The organism is Chelatococcus sp. HY11, assembly GCF_018398335.1.
In the GTDB taxonomy this organism is placed as follows: domain Bacteria; phylum Pseudomonadota; class Alphaproteobacteria; order Rhizobiales; family Beijerinckiaceae; genus Chelatococcus.
The window spans coordinates 3,702,763-3,721,020 of record NZ_JAHBRX010000001.1; the positions used below are offsets into that span (position 1 = coordinate 3,702,763).

Annotated in this window: 14 protein-coding genes; 6 read left to right on the forward strand and 8 right to left on the reverse strand. The window is 65.9% G+C overall.

What is annotated here, in order from left to right; all coding sequences use genetic code 11:
- Positions 1-228: 228 nt before the first annotated feature.
- On the forward strand, positions 229-1,944 hold the full coding sequence (locus tag KIO74_RS16880) for a lysine--tRNA ligase (RefSeq protein ID WP_213332958.1): 1,716 nt from the start codon (positions 229-231) through the stop codon (positions 1,942-1,944).
- 71 nt (positions 1,945-2,015) lie between these two features.
- Here KIO74_RS16880 and KIO74_RS16885 read toward each other — a convergent pair whose 3' ends face one another.
- Entirely contained in the window at positions 2,016-2,645 is a 630-nt protein-coding gene (locus KIO74_RS16885) for a S24 family peptidase (protein WP_213332959.1), read from the reverse strand.
- A 296-nt stretch (positions 2,646-2,941) separates the two neighbouring features.
- Here KIO74_RS16885 and KIO74_RS16890 point away from each other — a divergent pair, with 296 nt between their 5' ends.
- Complete coding sequence (locus KIO74_RS16890; protein ID WP_291980227.1) at positions 2,942-3,301, forward strand: DUF952 domain-containing protein; 360 nt, start codon at positions 2,942-2,944, stop codon at positions 3,299-3,301.
- Positions 3,298-4,380: a quinone-dependent dihydroorotate dehydrogenase gene (locus tag KIO74_RS16895; protein ID WP_213332960.1), complete on the forward strand. Its 1,083-nt coding sequence runs from the start codon at positions 3,298-3,300 to the stop codon at positions 4,378-4,380. The genes KIO74_RS16890 and KIO74_RS16895 overlap by 4 nt, the downstream gene beginning before the upstream one ends.
- Before the next feature lie 11 nt (positions 4,381-4,391).
- Here the strand turns inward: KIO74_RS16895 and KIO74_RS16900 are convergent, their stop codons facing one another.
- A complete protein-coding gene (locus tag KIO74_RS16900) occupies positions 4,392-4,661 on the reverse strand; it encodes a DUF6460 domain-containing protein (RefSeq protein WP_213332961.1) in 270 nt (89 codons plus the stop codon).
- Positions 4,662-4,756: 95 nt separating this feature from the next.
- On the opposite strand from KIO74_RS16900, the gene KIO74_RS16905 reads away from it, so the two are divergent.
- Positions 4,757-5,698: an alpha/beta hydrolase gene (locus KIO74_RS16905; RefSeq protein WP_213332962.1), complete on the forward strand. Its 942-nt coding sequence runs from the start codon at positions 4,757-4,759 to the stop codon at positions 5,696-5,698.
- 231 nt (positions 5,699-5,929) lie between these two features.
- Here KIO74_RS16905 and KIO74_RS16910 read toward each other — a convergent pair whose 3' ends face one another.
- From KIO74_RS16910 to KIO74_RS16920, 3 genes are all read right to left on the reverse strand, one after another.
- Positions 5,930-6,589, reverse strand: a complete 660-nt coding sequence (locus KIO74_RS16910; RefSeq protein ID WP_213332963.1) for a LuxR C-terminal-related transcriptional regulator — start codon at positions 6,587-6,589, stop codon at positions 5,930-5,932.
- A 127-nt stretch (positions 6,590-6,716) separates the two neighbouring features.
- Positions 6,717-8,519, reverse strand: a complete 1,803-nt coding sequence (locus KIO74_RS16915; protein ID WP_213332964.1) for a cisplatin damage response ATP-dependent DNA ligase — start codon at positions 8,517-8,519, stop codon at positions 6,717-6,719.
- Positions 8,516-9,592 (reverse strand): ligase-associated DNA damage response exonuclease, encoded by a 1,077-nt coding sequence (locus tag KIO74_RS16920; protein WP_213332965.1) that lies wholly within the window; start codon positions 9,590-9,592, stop codon positions 8,516-8,518. Before KIO74_RS16920 ends, KIO74_RS16915 begins: the two co-directional genes overlap by 4 nt.
- Positions 9,593-9,933: 341 nt before the next feature.
- Here KIO74_RS16920 and KIO74_RS16925 point away from each other — a divergent pair, with 341 nt between their 5' ends.
- Together KIO74_RS16925 and pdeM are read left to right on the forward strand one after the other, a co-directional pair.
- Positions 9,934-12,432 (forward strand): ligase-associated DNA damage response DEXH box helicase, encoded by a 2,499-nt coding sequence (locus KIO74_RS16925; RefSeq protein ID WP_213332966.1) that lies wholly within the window; start codon positions 9,934-9,936, stop codon positions 12,430-12,432.
- A gap of 65 nt (positions 12,433-12,497) precedes the next feature.
- Positions 12,498-13,223, forward strand: coding sequence for a ligase-associated DNA damage response endonuclease PdeM (pdeM, locus tag KIO74_RS16930; RefSeq protein ID WP_213332967.1), 726 nt, complete (start codon positions 12,498-12,500; stop codon positions 13,221-13,223).
- Between the two features lie 57 nt (positions 13,224-13,280).
- Here pdeM and KIO74_RS16935 read toward each other — a convergent pair whose 3' ends face one another.
- The 3 genes from KIO74_RS16935 to KIO74_RS16945 form a co-directional block, all read right to left on the reverse strand.
- Complete coding sequence (locus KIO74_RS16935; protein ID WP_249731027.1) at positions 13,281-14,039, reverse strand: TIGR02186 family protein; 759 nt, start codon at positions 14,037-14,039, stop codon at positions 13,281-13,283.
- Positions 14,039-14,959: a sulfite exporter TauE/SafE family protein gene (locus KIO74_RS16940; protein ID WP_213332968.1), complete on the reverse strand. Its 921-nt coding sequence runs from the start codon at positions 14,957-14,959 to the stop codon at positions 14,039-14,041. The genes KIO74_RS16935 and KIO74_RS16940 overlap by 1 nt, the downstream gene beginning before the upstream one ends.
- A 156-nt stretch (positions 14,960-15,115) precedes the next feature.
- Complete coding sequence (locus KIO74_RS16945; RefSeq protein WP_213332969.1) at positions 15,116-18,238, reverse strand: SEL1-like repeat protein; 3,123 nt, start codon at positions 18,236-18,238, stop codon at positions 15,116-15,118.
- Positions 18,239-18,258: the final 20 nt, after the last annotated feature.

Here is an 18,258-nt window from a genome sequence, read left to right on the forward strand (position 1 = left end):
GATCCCGTCTTGGATCCCCTGGCCTTCCCCCAAGGGCTCGGCCGCTGATCGGTCGCGCAGCCGTATCTTGCGCGCTATCCTCTTGTTCGGGCAACGCATTTCACCAGAAACCGCGTGCACTTTAGCTGTCGATGTTCTAGTGTCCGCCGCGTTTGCATCAGATTGGCCCCTGTCGAGCCTCTGGTGGCAGACCCTTTCGACACCCTGAAAACCTGAAAGTTTGAGTTCATGACGACCCCCCTCGCGCTCGATCGCGGCGTTATCGATGCGGCCCACGCATCGCAGGCCTGGCCTTTTGAAGAGGCCCGCAAGCTCGTTGCACGCCTGGAACGCTCGGGGAAAAAATCGGTGCTGTTCGAGACCGGCTATGGCCCCTCGGGTTTGCCGCATATCGGCACCTTTGGCGAGGTGGCGCGCACCTCGATGGTGCGCCATGCCTTCCGTGTCCTGACCGAGGACAAGATCCCGACCCGCCTCGTCGCCTTTTCCGACGACATGGACGGCCTGCGCAAGGTTCCCGACAATATCCCGAACAAGGAGCAGACGGCTGCCTATCTCGGCAAGCCGTTGACTGAGGTGCCGGACCCGTTCGGCACGCATCCGAGCTTCGGGCAGCACAACAACGCGCGGCTGCGCGCCTTTCTCGACGCTTTCGGCTTCGAGTATTCCTTCCAGTCGGCGACCGAGACGTACAAGTCTGGCGTGTTCGATGCCACGCTCAAGCTGGTGCTGGAGCGCTACGACGCGATCATGGCCATCATGCTGCCGAGCCTCCGGGCCGAGCGGGCGCAAAGCTATTCGCCTTTTCTGCCTATCCATCCCAGGACCGGCATCGTCATGCAGGTGCCTCTCGATGAGATAAGGGCGGACACAGGCACCATCGTGTGGCGCGATCCGGAGACCGGCGAGCGGTTTGAGACGCCGGTGACCGGCGGCCATGTCAAACTGCAGTGGAAGCCGGACTGGGCGATGCGTTGGGTCGCGCTCGGCGTTGACTATGAAATGGCCGGCAAGGATCTGATCGATTCCGTCAAGCTGTCCGGCCAGATCGCGCGCGCGCTCGGCGCGGTGCCGCCGGATGGCTTCAACTACGAGCTTTTCCTGGACGAGAAGGGCCAGAAGATCTCGAAGTCCAAGGGCAACGGCCTCACGATCGAGGAATGGCTGTCCTACGGCATGCCGGAGAGCCTTGCGCTCTTCATGTATTCCAAGCCGCGTGAGGCGAAGCGGCTCTATTTCGACGTCATCCCACGGCAAGTGGATGAATATGCGGCCCATCTCGCCGCTTATCAGAAGCAGGCGGAGCCGCAGCGGCTCTCGAATCCAGTCTGGCATATCCATGCCGGAAAGCCGCCGGAGCCGGAGACCGTTGCCGCGGCCGGTGACAACAGCGGGCGCAGCCAGCTCTCCTTCGCGCTGCTTCTCAATATCGTGGCGGTGGCGAATGCCGAGAGCAAGGACATGCTCTGGGGCTATATCCGCCGCTATGCGCCGGGTGTCGGCCCGGATACGCATCCGCGGCTCGATGCGCTCGTCGGCTACGCCATCCGCTATTTCCAGGATTTCGTGAAGCCGGCGAAGACCTATCGCATGCCGGACGACGGGGAGAGGGCCGCGCTCGAGGCGCTCTCGGCGGCGCTTTCGGTGCTTCCAGCGGATGCATCAGCCGAGAAGATCCAGGAAGTTCTCTATGACGTGGCGCGGCCCATCCCGCGCTATCAGGACTTGAACGCCAAGAACGCGACGCCCGAGCGGCCCGGCGTGTCCAACGCCTGGTTCAACACGATCTACCAGATCCTGCTGGGCGAGGAGCGCGGGCCGCGCTTTGGATCCTTCGTGGCCGTCTACGGCATCCCGGAAACGCGCGCGCTCATCGCCAAGGCGCTGAACGGCGAGCTCATCGCCGAGCATCAGGCCTTCCTGGCTGCCCGCGGAGCCGCCTGAAGACAAGATTGGCGAGCGGCGGCCGTGAAAGGCGCGCCGCTCGAAGGGCGCGCCGCTTGCCTTGATTGCTCTCACTGGCTCGCCCACATGACGCGGGCCATCCACGAGACATCCGCCAGCGACAGCACGCGGTCGGCATGGTCGGGGTTGAGGGAGCGCAGCTCGACGGTCTTGACCGTGCGGCGCTTGAGCTCCTTCACCATCACCTCGCCCTCGAGGGTGCGCACCACCACCCGGTCGCCCCGGCGCGGCGCCGCTGTGGGCGAAACGATGATGACATCGCCGTCGCGATAGAGCGGCAGCATGGATTCGCCGGAAATTTCCAGCGCGTAGAACCGATCGTCACCCATGTCCGGGAAGGCGACCTCGTCCCAGCCGGTGCCGACGGGGAAGCCGCCATCGTCGAAATAGCCGCCATGGCCGGCCTGCGCGAAGCCGATGAGCGGCAAGCCGCGCGGCGCGCGGCGCCCGCCACGCTCCAGGCTCGCCATGAATTCGTCGAGGGACGCGCCCGTCGCCTCCAGGATCTTGGCGATAGACTCTGTCGACGGCCAGCGCAGGCGGCCATCCGGACCGATGCGCTTGGACCGGTTAAAGGACGTGGGATCGAGCCCGGCCTTGCGGGCAAGACCAGAAGGTGAGAGGCCATAACGCGCCGCGAGCCCATCGACGGCTGACCAGATCTGATCATGCGAGAGCATCGAGGCCGCTTTCATGGATGGCTAGGATAATTCCCTTATTATAGGATAATATGCCTTTTCGCAAGGAGAGATTGAAGCACGCGCCCGGCTCGCGCCAGCATTTTGGCGGGGTCTGGTTTTCTCTCGGAGAGCCCCCACCCCTTAACCCTGCCCGCAAGGGGGGAGGGGTAAGGGGGATACGCGCAGCTATCGGTGTTCCGGCGCCCATCAGTCAGCCTCGCATTGGCCGTCTCCCGCATTGACAGGTTGATCTCCGGCGGCGCCTGCCCTACCCACCTGATGAGGAGGCGACGCCTGTGTCCACCATCGACGAAACCTGCATCTACAAGATCTGTCCGGAGGCCTTATGGCGGGAGGCCGAACGGGACGGTGTCTTCACAGGTGCGCCGGTGGACCATGCGGATGGCTTCATCCATTTCTCGACGGCCGCGCAGGTCCGCGAGACCGCGCGCCGCCACTTCGCCGGGCAACAGAACCTGCTGCTGATCGCCATTGATCCAGCCTCGTTTGGGGCCGAACTACGTTTCGAGCCCTCCCGCGGAGGCGATCTCTTCCCGCATCTCTATGCGCCCCTGTCCCTATCCGCCGTCCGCCGCATTGATCCGCTGCCGCTCGGTCCCGATGGCGCCCCTATCTTTCCGGAAGAAATCCCATGATGTCGATGCTCGCCTCCCTCGCGCGGCCGTTCCTGGCGCAGCTTGATGCCGAGACGGCGCATCGTCTGACCATTCGCGCCCTGTCCGCCCTGCCGCCGGCGACACCGCCACAGAATGACCCGAAACTCAGGGTCGAGGCTTTCGGGTTGAGTTTTCCCAACCCCGTCGGCCTTGCCGCCGGTTTCGACAAGAACGCGGAGGTGCCGGATGCGATGCTCGGCTTCGGCTTCGGTTTCGTCGAAGCGGGCACGCTGACCCCGCGGCCGCAGGAGGGCAACCCGCGTCCGCGCGTTTTCCGCCTGCCGGCGGACCAGGGCGTCATCAACCGGCTCGGCTTCAACAACGGTGGCCATGCCGCGGCTGAGGCCCGGCTCAAGGCGCGGCGCGGCCGGGCGAACCCGTCCGCCATCCTGGGCATCAATATCGGCGCCAACAAGGATTCAGCCGATCGCGCGGCGGATTACGTGGCCGGTGTGAAGGCCTTCGCGCCCTATGCCAGCTATTTCACCGTCAACATCTCCTCGCCCAACACGCCGGGTCTGCGCGATCTTCAGCAGGCGGCCGCCCTTGACGATCTCCTCGCCCGCGTCATTGAGGCGCGTGACGGCGCCAATGGCCCGCGTCGTCCGGTCGTCCTCAAGATCGCGCCGGATGTCACCTTGGCCGAGCTCGACGATATCGTCCGGGTGGCCCGCGCCCGCGCCATCGACGGCATGATCGTCGGCAACACCACGATCAGCCGGCCCGCGACACTGCGGGATTCCCGCGTGACGGAGGCGGGCGGCCTGTCCGGCCAGCCGCTGTTTCCGCTCGCGACACGCATGCTGGCCGAAACCTTCCTGCGTGTCGAAGGCGCTTTCCCGTTGATCGCGGCGGGCGGCATTTCATCCGCCGAGACCGCCTGGCAAAAGCTTCGCGCGGGAGCCACCTTGATGCAGCTCTACAGCGCGTTGGTCTATCACGGTCCCGAGTTGGTGGGCGTCATCAAGCAGGGGCTCGTCGCCAAGCTCGCGACCGAAGGCGGCACGCTCAACAGCCATGTTGGCCGCGATGCGAGCGCCTGGACGCGCGAGATCTGACTGCCGAAGGCCTATCGTCCCTTGCTGGTCACGCGGAGCAGGAGCCAGATCGGCACGACGATGATGGCGCCATAGACGAGCCATTGTCCGACTTCCATCAGCGTTTCCAGGCCTCGGCCGAAGATGCGATCGATGAACCTGACGACGCCTTCGACCAGACTGAAGGGCGTGATCCCGAGGAAGGCCATGAGCGCGCCGACCAGGATCGACAGAAAGACCAGCCGCACCAGAACCGCTCCCGGCGAACCGCCGAGAAAACGCTGCAGTGAACCATTGGCCATACGCATGCTCCTGTTGCCGATACCGCCTGCTGGACGACGATCGCTCATTGTTGTTTCATCGCAGGCCCGTCCATTGAGCGCAACCGGTCTGTCGCATGCCTGATCCCGCCCTGTTCGATCCCGCCGCCATCGATCCCGAGACGGCGGCGCTCAATGCCACCATCATCGCCAATGCCGACCAGGCTCCCGATCAGTGGAGCCTGCCGCCGGCCGTCATTCGCGACATGCGCGCCAAAGGCATCGGGGCCTTCCCGCTGGCGCCGAAGAGCCCGCGCGCCGAGACGGTGACAATCCGGGGACCGGGTGGGCCGATCGCGCTCCGGATCATCGCACCGCCACAACCGCGCGGCGTTTACTTCCATATCCATGGCGGTGGCTGGACCTTCGGCGGAGCAGACCTGCAGGACGGCCGTCTCGAGCGCTGGGTCGAGACGGCGGGACTAGCCTGCGTCTCCGTGGAATACCGGCTCGCGCCGGAACATCCCTATCCCGCCGCGCCGGATGATTGCGAGGCGGCGGCGCTCTGGCTAATCCGTGAGGCCAAGAACCGCTTCGGGACAGAGCGTCTGTTCATCGGCGGCGAATCGGCTGGCGCGCATCTGGCCGTCGTGACCCTGCTGCGTCTGCGCGACCGACACCAGCTCACGCCCTTCCGCGCCGCCAATCTGGTGGCGGGAGCCTTCGACCTCGGCATGACTCCAAGCGCCCGCCAGTTCGGCGAGGAGAAACTGATTCTGCGGACGCTCGACATCCACTTGTTCGTGCAGAACTTTCTGCGCAACGGTGGAGACTTGCGTGCCCCCGACATTTCACCGCTGTATGGCGATCTCCGCGGCATGCCCCCCGCGATCTTCACCATCGGCACCCGCGACGCGCTGCTCGACGACAGCCTCTTCATGAGCGGGCGCTGGACAGCGGCCGGCAATCGCGCCGAACTCGCGGTCTATCCCGGCGGGTGTCATGTCTTCATTGGCTTTCCAACGGCCTTGACCGAAAGGGCGCTCGTCCGCAGCGAAGCCTTTCTGGCAGATTTTTAGGGCCAATCGACATTCAGGAATTGCCCAAAAGTTATGACCCAAAGCATACCATCGTCATCACCGGGCTTGTCCCGGTGATCCCGACCAGTAAGCCACCTCAGCTCATCGGGATGGCCGGGACAAGCCCGGCCATGACAGCCGAGAACGCTCACGGTCGATTGAACTGCCGGCTTTCTCGCCATACGGGAGCCGGGAAGGACGACATGGGAACGATAGCAGGGACGGCCATTCTCAGGCCGCTGTTCCCGTTCCCGTCACCCTGCCGGCCAGTATGACGGCCTGCGTGCGGCTCTCGACGCCCAGCTTCTGCAGGATCGCCGAGACATGGGCTTTCACGGTCGCCTCGGAGACGCTGAGTTCATAGGCGATCTGCTTGTTGAGCAGGCCCTCCGTCAGCATCATGAGCACACGCAACTGCTGTGGCGTGAGGCGGGACAGGCGCTTGGCGGCGTCGCCCAGCGCCGCATCCCCGGCTGTCGACAAGTCGATGTCCGGCGGGACCCAGGTGTTTCCAGCCAGCACGGACCGCACGGCCTCGCCGATGCTCGCGACGCCGAGGGACTTCGGTATGAAGCCGGAGGCGCCGCAGTCCATGCAGCCGCGAATCACGGTGCGATCGTCATTGCCGGACACGATGACGACCGGAGTGCCGGGATACTGGGCGCGAAGATACATCAGGCCGGACAGGCGCTGGGCGCCAGGAATGGCGAGATCGAGCAACACGAGATCGACGTCGCCTTTTTCCGCCAGAACCGCAACCGCGTCATCGAAAGTGCCGACGTCGATCACCATCGCCTGGGGCATGAGCGTCGTAATGGTTTGCTGCAAGGCCCCGCGATAAAGCGGGTGGTCATCTGCGATGACGATCTGCACGGATGGCTGATCGTTCAATGAATGGGCCTCCCGAATTTTGCCACATTGTTTCGCGTTGCGCCCCGCGGCGCAAGAGTTACTCTAAAAAAACCAGAAAATTGGGATAATTTGGCGATCCTTGATCAGATAGGACAGTGTCCTTGCCCTAATCTTTGCCTTCGAGCAAGGCTTCAAGGAATTCGATTCGGTCCGCCTCCCGTGGCGGCTTGTCCCATCGGATGCGGCTTATGCGCGGAAAGCGCATGGCGATGCCTGATTTATGCCGCGGTGACGACTGCAGGCCTTCGAAGGCAACCTCCAAGACCAGACCGCTGTCGCGCGCATGCACGACCTCGCGGACGGGCCCGAACCGGTTGACCGTGGACTGCCGCACGAAGCGGTCGAGCCTGGCGAGTTCCTCGTCGGTGAAGCCGAAATACGCCTTGCCGACCGGCACCAGCTCTTCCTCGCCTTCCGGCCCGCGCCACACCCCGAAGGTGTAGTCCGAATACAGCGATGAGCGCTTGCCATGGCCGCGCTGGGCATACATCAGCACCGCATCGACCGTGTGCGGGTCGCGTTTCCACTTGAACCACGGCCCCTTGGGACGGCCGGGGACATAGGTGCTGTCATGGCGCTTCAGCATCAAGCCTTCGATGGCCGCGGCATCCGCCCCGCCGCCGGCGGACGCCGGATCGGTCCGCGCGGCGGCCAGGGCGTCCCAGTTGGCCGCCGCGACGAGAGGCGACAGATCGATGCGCGTGCCGGCGAGGCTGTCCACGAAACGCTCGAGCCGCTGGCGTCTCTCCCTGAAGGGGAGGGCGCGCAGGTCCTCGCCGGCTTGCGCCAGGAGGTCATAGGCCCTGATATGCGCGGGATATTCCGCCATCAGCTTCGGCGTGACCGATTTGCGGTTGAGCCGCTGCTGCAGCACGTTGAAGCTCTGAACGAGCCCGCCCCGCATGATGAGCAGTTCGCCATCGATGGCGCCCTCGAAGGCGGGATCGAGAAGGATCGCCTCGATGAGATCGGGAAAGCCTCCCGAAATATCCTCACCCGTGCGTGTATAGAGCCGCACCTGGCGGCGCCCCTCGCGTTGGCTCCGGCTGCTGCCCGCCACGGCCTGGATGCGGATGCCGTCCCATTTCCACTCGGCGGAGAAATCGGCGGGATCGAGCTTGGCGATGTCCACTTCCTCGAGGGCATGCGCCAGCATCGGCGGGCGAAAGGGAACCGCCGACACGCCTTCCGGCTTATCGCCACGTCCCTCCACCCAGGCGAACAAGGGCTCGTAGGGCGCCTCCAGCCCGTGCCAGATCTCCTCGATGGCGTCCGGATCGAGACCTCCGAGTTCCGCGACGGCCGTCTTGGCGAGCCGCGCGGACACGCCGACGCGCAAGCCGCCGGTGATGAGCTTGAGCAGCGCCCAGCGCCCGGTCTCGTCAAGGCCGTCGAGCCAGCCGGCGACGAGGTGAGGCAGATCGGGCTTCAGCGTTGCCGTGAAGGCCTCGACGACTTCGGTCAGCGTGGGCGCCGGCGGATGATTGTGGCCCCGCGTGGGAAGGCTCGAAGATCCCTCCCCTTCAGGGGAGGGTCCTCCGCGCAGCGGAGGGGGTGGGGCGCCCTCTCCCGTCTCCGCGCTTCGCGCGGATCCACTCTCTCCTGAAGGGGAGGGATCTGGGCGATCACCCGGCGGAGGGCCGGGCCACATCAGCGCGACGGTTTCCGAAAGATCCCCGACATAGTCGTAGGACAGGGCGAACAGCACGGGGTCGGTGCGCTCGGCGATCAAGGCACGAATAACGCCGGGCTTTGCGTTGGCAAAGGAGAGCGCGCCGGTCAGCGCCGCGAGCGCGAAGCCGCGTTCGGGATCGGGCGTCTCGCGAAAATACGCGCTCATCAGCCTGAGCTTGGCATTGCGGCGCGGCTCATAGGAGAGGCGGTCAAGCAGCTCGGCGAAGCGGTTCATGGCGTTTCGCTCTCCGCTGCCGCCTGGCTCGCCACCGGCGCCTCGCTCTCGGCCGCGGCCGCCTCCTCGTCGTCGCCATAGCCCAGCATATGCAGGGGCTTGGCCTTGAGACCACGGCCCGTGCACCAGTGGACGAGGGCGTCGGCCTCGCCGTGTGTCACCCAGATCTCGGAAGCGCCCGTCTCGCAGATCGTGGTGCAGAGGTCCTCCCAGTCGGCATGGTCGGAGACGACCAGGGGTAATTCGACGCCGCGCTGGCGCGCCCGCGCCCGCACCCGCATCCAGCCCGAGGCGAAGGCGGTGACCGGATCGGCGAAGCGACGCGACCATATTTCCTGCGTCGCGCTCGGCGGACAGAGGATGATCGACCCCGCGAATGTGCTGCGGCCCGCCTCCTTGCCTGTCGGCACCTTGCGGATATCACCGAGCGGCACGCCCAGTGTCTCGTAGAGGGCCATCAGCCGTTCCATGGCGCCGTGGATATAGATGGGCGCGTCATGTCCCGCTTCGCGCAGAAGGGCGACGAGCCGTTGCGCTTTGCCCAGCGAATAGGCGCCGACGAGATGGCTGCGCTCCGGAAACAGGGCGACCGAAGCGATGAGTTTCGCCACCTCGTCACGTGCCGGCGGATGGCGGAACACGGGCAACCCGAAGGTCGCCTCGGTGATGAAGACATCGCAGGCGATCGGCTGAAAGGGGATGCAGGTCGGGTCCGGCTCGCGCTTGTAATCGCCGGAATTGACGATGCGGCACCCACCGGCCTCGATGAGGATCTGAGCGGAGCCGAGCACATGGCCGGCCGGGTAGAAGGTGACCGTCACGTCGCCGAGGCGCATGGATTCGCCGAGAACGGCCGTCTGTTGCGTGGCACAGAAGCCCTCGCCGCATCTGACTGCCATGATGGCGAGCGTTTCCGACGTCGCGAGGACAGCGCCATGGCCCGGCCGTGCATGGTCGGAATGGCCATGGGTGATCAAGGCGCGGGGCACTGGCCGCAGCGGATCGATGTGGAAATCGCCGGGTGGGCAGTAAAGCCCGGCGGGCGTGAGGGTGAGAATGTCGGTTGGGCGCATGCTCCCTGAAAGATAAGTCTTTATATGGCCATGCACAGGGGGGCCGGTTCATCGTCCCGTGAGTGGCGCGCGAGGCGCTTTGGAACGACAGCAATGGCTTCCCTTCCCGGCGCTCGCGCCACCGGGAATGACATGAGGGAACTGCTGCCCTTCACCTCGCCCCAGCGGGGAGAGGTCGCGCCGCAGGCGCGGGTGAGGGGACGCCCTGCTGTCAACGATCGCCCCCTCACCCCAGCCCTCTCCCCGCCCGGGGAGAGGGAGAGCCGCGCTAGTCCCGACGGGATGAAGATGCTTCTCCAAATCCGCGTACACTTTTCGGCGCAATGCACTAGATTGGGTCCGTGCCCGATGCGCCGCCCATATTCCCTTTGCCGGAGCCTTTTGCCGGCTGGTTCGCCGCGCGAGGCTGGACACCGCGCGTCCATCAGCTCGAACTTCTGGCCAAGGCCGAGGCCGGCCGCTCGGCGCTGCTCGTCGCGCCGACGGGCGCCGGCAAGACGCTCGCCGGCTTTCTGCCGAGCCTGGTCGAACTCACCGCGCGCGGCACGCATCCTGATGTCTCCCGCGGCATCCACACGCTCTACATCTCGCCCTTGAAGGCGCTTGCCGTCGACATCGCCCGCAACCTGGAAACCCCCGCGCGCGAGATGGGGCTGCCGGTCAGGATCGAGACACGCACGGGTGACACTCCCGCCCACAAGCGCGCGCGCCAGATCGAGCGGCCACCGGACATTCTCCTGACGACGCCGGAGCAACTGGCGCTTCTTCTTGCCCACCGGGAATCCGAGGCGTTTTTCTCTGGCCTGAAGCGCGTGGTGCTCGATGAATTGCACGCGCTCGTCACCTCCAAGCGCGGCGACCTGCTGTCGCTTGGTCTTGCGCGGCTTGGCCGGCTCGCGCCGGACCTGACCGCGGTCGGCCTGTCCGCCACGGTGCGGGAGCCGGAGGTGCTCGCCCGCTACCTGCCGGGGCGGGAAGCGGCCGACATCGTCGTGGTCAGGGGTGGCGCGCAACCCGAGATCGGTATCCTGGCGACCAAGGTCTCGCCGCCGCTCGCCGGCCACACCGCCGCCCACGCCATGCGCGAGGTCTATGCAGCGATCCGCGACCACAAGCTCAGCCTGGTGTTCGTGAACACCCGGATGCAGGCGGAGTTCCTGTTCCAGGAACTCTGGCACATGAACGACGACAACCTCGCCATCGCGCTCCATCATGGCTCGCTCGACGTTGGCCAACGCCGCCGTGTCGAGGAGGCGATGGCGGCGGGCCAGCTGAAGGCCGTCGTCTGCACCTCGACGCTCGATCTTGGCATCGACTGGGGCGACGTCGATCTCGTCATCAATGTCGGCGCTCCGAAGGGGGCGAGCCGTCTGATGCAGCGGATCGGCCGCGCCAACCACAGGCTCGACGAGCCATCTGCGGCGGTCCTCGTGCCCTCGAACCGCTTCGAGGTGCTGGAATGCCGGGCGGCGCTCGACGCCGTGGCGGAGGCCGCGCAGGATACGCCGGATGCGCGCACCGGGGCGCTCGACGTACTGGCCCAGCATATACTCGGCATGGCCTGCGGCGCCCCCTTCGCGACTGACGCGCTCTACGACGAGGTGCGGCAGGCCGCTCCTTATGCCGGCCTCAGCCGCCCCGATTTCGATGCGACCGTCGCTTTCGTGGCGACCGGTGGCTACGCGCTCAAGAGCTACGAGCGCTTCGCCAAGATCGCCCGGGGGCGGGACGGGCTGTGGCGCGTCGCCAATCCCCGCGTCGCCCAGCAGTATCGCCTGAACGTCGGCACCATCGTCGAGGCGTCGATGCTCAAGGTGCGTGTCTCCAAGCCGCGCCGTGGCGTCCAGCCTACCCAGGGCTGGATGCGGGGTGGGCGCGTGCTTGGCGAGGTCGAGGAGTATTTCGCGGAGGGCCTGTCGCCCGGCGATACTTTCGTCTTCGCAGGCGAAGTGCTTCGCTTCGACGCCATTGTCGAAAACGAGGTGATCGCCCAGCGTACCGCGCCCGGCACGGACCCCAAGATCCCGTCCTATGAGGGCGGCAAGTTCCCGCTCTCGACCTTTCTCGCGGATCGGGTGCGCGCCATGCTGGCGACGCCAGAGGACTGGCATCGCTTGCCGAGCCCCGTGGCGAACTGGCTGGAGGGCCAGAGGCTGATGTCGCGACTGCCCGGCCGCGAGGGGCTCCTGGTGGAGACCTTTCCACGCGCGGGGCGGCATTTTCTCGTCTGCTACCCCTTCGAGGGGCGGTTGGCGCATCAGACGCTCGGCATGCTGCTGACGCGCCGGCTGGAACGGGCGCGCCTCAACCCGCTCGGCTTCGTCGCCAACGACTATGGCCTCGCCGCCTGGTGCCTGTCGGATATCGACGCGGCCATCGCCTCGGACCGCCTGTCGATCAATGGTCTCTTCGGCCAGGACATGTTGGGTGACGACCTGGAGGAATGGCTGGCCGAATCGGCGCTGATGAAACGCAGCTTCCGGCAATGCGCCATCATCGCCGGCCTGATCGAGCGGCGTTTTCCCGCGCAGGAGAAGTCGCAGCGTCAGGTCACCATGTCGACCGATCTCGTCTATGACGTGCTGCGCCGGCACGAGCCGCAGCACCTGCTGCTGCGGGCGGCGCGGGCGGACGCGGCCACCGGCCTCCTTGACCTCGCGCGCCTCGCCGGCATGCTGGGGCGCATCGAAGGCCGAATCACGCATCAGCCGCTAGAGCGGCTTTCGCCGCTCTCGATCGCGGTCATGCTGGAAATCGGCCGCGAGCTGGTCTACGGCGAAGCCTCCGAGACGATCCTCGCGGACGCCGAGGCGAGTCTTATCGAGGAGGCCATGGGATGATCTTCGGGGATGACCTTCGGGGGTGATCTCCGGCCGCAACGGATGGGCGAGACGCTGATTTGAGCATGGTGGTGGCGAGAGATGACGTCGATGTCGCCGGGCGGGAAGCCGCAGGCTCGCTGTTGCTTGGCCAGCATACCGCCACGGCTGATCCGAGTGGGGCGCTCCTCCTGCGTGAGGAGCGCATGCTCGTGGTGGCGGATTTGCACCTCGAGAAGGGCTCCTCGTATGCGCGGCGCCGCATCTTCCTGCCGCCTTACGACACCCGGGCGACGCTGGAGCGGCTGGCGGCGGTCATCGACTCGCATGCGCCGCGCATCGTTGTCGCCCTTGGCGACAGCTTCCACGACGACGGCGGAGGCGGAAGGCTCGATGCAGGCGACCGTGAACGGCTCGCGGCGTTGCAGCGTGGCCGCCAGTGGATCTGGATTACTGGAAATCATGATCCCTCACCACCGGTCGGGGTCGGCGGCGACGTGGTCACGGAGATGTCCGCCGGCGGAATGGCCTTGCGGCATATTCCCGGCAGCGCCCCGGATTGCCGCGCGGCGTTCGAGCTTGCCGGCCACCTCCATCCCGTCGCGAAAGTGGCATCGCGTGGCCAGGTCGTCCGCCGTCGCTGCTTTGCCTTGGGGCCCGGGCGCTGCGTCCTGCCGGCCTTCGGCGCCTATGCGGGCGGGCTGAATGTGCGTGATGAGGTCTTCGCGCCGCTCTTTCCGAAAGGGATGACGGCCCATGTGCTCGGGCGCCGCACCTTCGCCATCGCTTCGCCGCAGCTGCTGCCGGATTGAGACCATCACGCCGAAAGGTGGATGCCGGTCTCCGGACGAGAGCGATGCCGAAGATCGTCACTCGCGACGGAAGACGACCGTGGCGAGCCAGCCCAGGAAGAGCGCGCTCGCGGCGGCGATGAGACCGTAGACGAACCCATAGTCGCGGGCGAGAACGACGGTCGCCTGTTCAAAGCCCGTTTTCTCAACTTCGAAATTCGTGGATTGCCGCGAGAGCGCGATACCGTCGGACAAAAGGACAGTCTCGACCTCATAGAGGCCCGTCGGTGCGATCGCGGGCAGTTCGATCTTCGCACGAAACAGGTTCTGCGTCAGGAAGACGACGCCCTCGGGATCTTCCTGGAAGAGGTTCTGCTGGCGGCGCAGACGGATGAAGGCGTCGATGAAGTCCTCGCCCATGATGTTCGCGCCGGGAAGAGGCGATGCGAACTCCGCTTGAAGCCCCAGCTTCAGCCGTTCTCGCACGGGCTCTCCCGCGATGTCGTTGATCGCGCGCGAGCTCACGACGGCGAGATAAACCGGTTGGTCGACGAAACGGCGCTGCCCACGGGTGATCCAGAGCGGGCCGAGCGGCTCCTTCTCGCGCACCAGCGCCGTGCGCCGGGGGCCGCGCACCGTGACGACCAGATCATAGGGCGCGGCGCGCGTCGTCGTGCGCGCGTCCCGCTCGATCGAGCCGAACAGGACGAGGGATGCGCCGGTGTAGTTGGAGTTGATGGCGACGCGATAGGTCGACAGGGAGGTGACGAGCGTCTCCGCCATCACCGGCGCCATGCTGGCGAGACAAGCGAGAAGGGCCAGCGCGCACCGTTTCATCAATTGTCCAGCGTCACGATGGAAAAGGTCTCGTCGGGCTTCAGGATGATGTCGCCCGCAAAGCGGACGCCGACGCCGAGGATGAGGATCGCGAGCATGAGGCGGAAGGCATCGCCGCGCAGGTTGCGTCCGACGATCGCTCCGAATTGCGCGCCGACGACGCCGCCGACGATGAGGAGCAGCGCCAGGACCAGATCGACCGAATGGTTCGAGGTGGCGTGCATGATCGTCGCCGCCACCATCGTGAGCAGGATCTGGAACAGTGAGGTGCCCACGACGACGGCGGCGGGGATGCGGAACAGGTAGATCAGGGCCGGAACGGCGATGAAGCCGCCGCCGATGCCGAGGACGGCGCCGATGAAGGCGATCAGGAGCGCGAGCAGCGCCAGCGGTATGATGCTGCCGTAGAGCTTGGACTGGTGAAAGCGCATCTTCAGCGGCAGGCCGAGATACCACGGGTGTTCGCCGGGCCGGCGCGGCGGCCGTCTGATGCCCTTGCGAGTGAGCCACATGGCGCGCAGGCTCTCGAAGAGCATCAGCCCACCGATCACGCCGAAGAGCACGACATAGGCGATGGCGATGATGACATCGAGCTGGCCAAGCCGCCGCATCACATTGAAAAACCACACGCCGAGCACGGTGCCGATGAGGCCGCCTGCAGCCAGAACGAGGCCGAGCTTCACGTCCACCGCGCGTCGGCGCCAATAGCCGATGGAGCCGGTCATCGAGGACGCGGCGATCTGGGCGGCCTGGGTGGCGACCGCGATGGCGGTGGGAATACCGATGAAAATGAGCAGCGGCGTCATCACGAAGCCGCCGCCGACGCCGAAGAGGCCTGAAATGAAGCCGACGCCGCCGCCCATTGCCAGCAGCAGCAACCAGTTCACCGAGACATCGGCGATGGGAAGATAGATCTGCACGACGCGCCTTACACAAAAGGATCAGCACATACGACAAAGCGCCGGCATCGCATGAACGATGCCGGTCCAACACTACGGCGCATAGTCCTTAGAGAATTCTCGGTCCACCCCTTGGATATGCGTTTTACCAGATGGTTACGCCCACGGAACGAAAGGTCAACCTCGTGTTTTCGCTTTGGCGGCCGCGCCTGCGTCTCCGGTCGTGTTCTTCGGAAGCGCAGGCCTGTTCCATTCCGGGGCCACTTCGACACTATTGACGGCCGGGTCCGGGGTCTTCGCGACCCATTGCTCGGCGGCCGCGCGTGCCAGCGTGAGATCGGTGGGGGACAGGCGAGCGCCGACGCTGTCGCGTTTCTCGGCGGCGTCCGCGTCGCCGTGATCAGCCAGAACGGCGAACCAAGTGTAGGATTGCACGAGGTCGGGATCCATCCCGAGGCCACGCGCTGCGAGGATCGCCAGGTTGAACTGGCTGTCGCGGATGCCGAGCTCAGCCGCCTTGCGGAACCATTTCACGGCCGTCGGGTAGTCCGGCTTGCCACTGACGCCTTCTGCGTAGAGAACGGCCAGGTTGTGCATGGCTTTCGCGTTGCCGGCCTCGGCGGCGCGCTGATACCATTCACGCGCCTTGGCAAGGTCGCGATCGACACCGAAGCCCTTCTCATAATGGTTGGCGATACGATACTGGGCCGGCGCGAAACCTGCTTCCGCCTGGATCTCGAATAGCCGGGCGGCGCTCTTCATGTCCCGCGGGATGCCGCGCCCCTCGGCCAACCGCGACGCCAGCTCATAGACCGCCGACGCGTTGCCTTTCTCTGCGGCCTGCCGCAGTGCATCCGGGCCGATGTTGACGGGTATGCCCGCCAGCATGTCCTTGGGCAGAACGGTGGTTATCTCGCGCGGCTTTGCCGTTTCGGGCGCCACGGCTTCAGGTGTGAAGGGGCTTTGGGCGGGGAACAGGGGCGCCATCGGCACGGTGCCGACCTGGACGGACTTGCCGGTATCGGCAACGGTCGCCTCTGGGACCGGCTTGATGGAGCCGGTGGTCACCGAGGCATCTGAGTTGGCGGCTTGATTGGCCGATGGCTGCGCCAGGGGATTGACGAAATCTTTCAGTCCGAGCGGCTGGCCCGATTGAGCGGGGCTCGCCGCCGGGACGTCCGCCATCTGCGTGCTCGGCGGCAGGGCAGCCGGCTGCTGAGTATTGGTGTTGTGAGGCTTGGCCTGAGCAAGGCTCGATGCATTGGGAGCAGGCTCCGACGGCACCGCGCTATGTTCACCGAGCGCGATGGGCGCCGTGCCGTCTTTCGAAAGGCGCCCGTACGATACGATGAGTTGCGCCGCGCCGAGAGCGATGACCAGGGCGGCAAGGCCGAAGACCAGTTTGCGGCGGCGTGTGGAACCGTGGCGCAGGCGCTCGATCAGCGATTCACCTCGTCCGCGCACGATGGCCGCAGCGGCAGCCGCATCGGCCTCGGTTTGTGCCACGACGGGGGCAGGAGAGGCGGGGAGCGGCTGCTTCGGAGTGGCAGGGGCCACGGTGGCCTGGGAAGCGGTCGCAGGTCCGCCCATTTCCACCGTTGCCGTCTGCGCGGCCCGGCGCGCGGCGGCGATGAAGCTTGATTTGACGTCCGTCGACGCCACCTCGCCGGCCGGGCGTGCCGGTTCCGTGGCGGGCGGCAATGTGACGGCAGAGGGGGCGTCGCGATCAGTCGCCAGGATCTGTGACACCTGCTTCTCGAAGAGCGAGCGCGAAAGGTCCGGCTTGCGGCCGAAACTGCGTTCGGATTCCATGAGCGCGAGACGCTGCACAACCAGCTCCAGCGTCTGATGCACGGCACTGAGCGTGTCCTGCGTGCGCTCGTTGCTGGCGCTGTGAACAGACTTGAGGTCGGCGATGTCGGCCTTGAGGCCGCTCATGTCATCCGAGCCATCCCAGATCTTGGCGCCGAGAGCGTCCGTGACCGCGGTGCGTGTCGCGAATTCGACAGCCTCCACGGCCTTCTGCTGCAAGCCCTGCACGCGATCGACAAGGCCGACGATGATCGTCTCGAGCTCACCCAGCTTTTTCTCGAGGGTAGCGTCGGTCAGCTTGCTGCGCAGCGCATCGTCAACGCGATGAGCGAGATGCCCGATCTGCGTTTCGAGCGCATCGAGGCTGTCGGTATCGAGTGCCTTGCCCTGGTTCGATTCAAGCCGGTCGGCGACAACGGTGAGCAACTGCTCGACACGTCCGAAGTCGCCGGAGAGCTTCGGATGTTCGATGTGAGCGTCGATACGGTCGAGCCGCTCGATCACGCCGTCGAGCGCGGGGAAACGGCCGGGCACGAGCAGTGCGTCGATCTTCTCCGTCAAGGCCTCGAGCCGTTCCGCGACGTCAACCGCGATCCCGCTCGTCGCGGATTGGCTCGCTGGCGTGGCCGACCTGTGTGCGGAGCCGGCCCTGATCTGCGTGGACCGGGCCTTGTCAGTTTCGTCCATATCGGCGTCTTCCGTATCCGCCGACATGTCGGCGATGTCCTGCTCGCCTTCTTCAGACAGTCTGGCCTGCCGACGGCGGATCTCGGCGATGGTCGCCGCGAATCGATCGATATCCGAATCAACGCCGCCAGGGCGGGTGATGGGTTCATGGAACGGCGTCGTCCCGCGCAGGCTTGCAGCCTTGTGGGCGGAGGCGGTGGGCTCCTGCTGGCCGCCACCGGTGCTCATTCCGTCGGGGAGATGTCTTGTCGCCTCGCGCCGGGGCGCGATCGCTGCGGTTGCATCCGGCCCAAGCCGAACGATGATGTCAGTCAATCGCGTTTCGAGCGTACGCAACATGTCTTCCGCCGCAGTTGCACCGGACGGCGCGATCGCCGCGGTGAGGTACTCCAAACGTTGTTCAAGCTTCTCGACGGCCGACAGCGTCGGCTGCGCCGCATGCTGGGTATCGAGACGTGTCTCGATGGCGTCGAGGCGCCGGGCGACGTTGTCGAGCAGGTTTTCGAGGGCGGCGGCCGGACCATGCTGGGCGGCATGTGCATTCCGGGAAGCCTCGGCGGCGCGTGCCTTCAGTGCCGCCGTCTCCAGGGAGAGCCTGTCGGCTGCATGCGCAAAGACGTCCTGCGATTCGCTGTCGAAAGAAAAGCGATGGAGCCCGCCGCCGCCTGGCTGGGTTGTTTCCGCGATCATGCTGTTCAGCCACGCGCCCAGCGTCATGCCGGCCTTGCGCGCCGCATCCTTCGCAGCCTCGCGGGTTTGCGGATCGATCCCTTTGACGCTCCAGGGAACGTTCTGAGTCATGATCGCGATGGTCCTCGTGC

Coding starts and splice junctions, on each gene's coding strand:
- KIO74_RS16880 (WP_213332958.1), top strand. CDS start 229: ATGACGACCCCCCTCGCGCTCGATCGCGGCGTTATCGATGCGGCCCAC.
- KIO74_RS16895 (WP_213332960.1), top strand. CDS start 3,298: ATGATGTCGATGCTCGCCTCCCTCGCGCGGCCGTTCCTGGCGCAGCTT.
- KIO74_RS16915 (WP_213332964.1), bottom strand. CDS start 8,519: ATGAACCGCTTCGCCGAGCTGCTTGACCGCCTCTCCTATGAGCCGCGC.
- KIO74_RS16905 (WP_213332962.1), top strand. CDS start 4,757: ATGCCTGATCCCGCCCTGTTCGATCCCGCCGCCATCGATCCCGAGACG.
- KIO74_RS16920 (WP_213332965.1), bottom strand. CDS start 9,592: ATGCGCCCAACCGACATTCTCACCCTCACGCCCGCCGGGCTTTACTGC.
- pdeM (WP_213332967.1), top strand. CDS start 12,498: ATGGTGGTGGCGAGAGATGACGTCGATGTCGCCGGGCGGGAAGCCGCA.
- KIO74_RS16900 (WP_213332961.1), bottom strand. CDS start 4,661: ATGGCCAATGGTTCACTGCAGCGTTTTCTCGGCGGTTCGCCGGGAGCG.
- KIO74_RS16935 (WP_249731027.1), bottom strand. CDS start 14,039: ATGAAACGGTGCGCGCTGGCCCTTCTCGCTTGTCTCGCCAGCATGGCG.
- KIO74_RS16945 (WP_213332969.1), bottom strand. CDS start 18,238: ATGACTCAGAACGTTCCCTGGAGCGTCAAAGGGATCGATCCGCAAACC.
- KIO74_RS16885 (WP_213332959.1), bottom strand. CDS start 2,645: ATGCTCTCGCATGATCAGATCTGGTCAGCCGTCGATGGGCTCGCGGCG.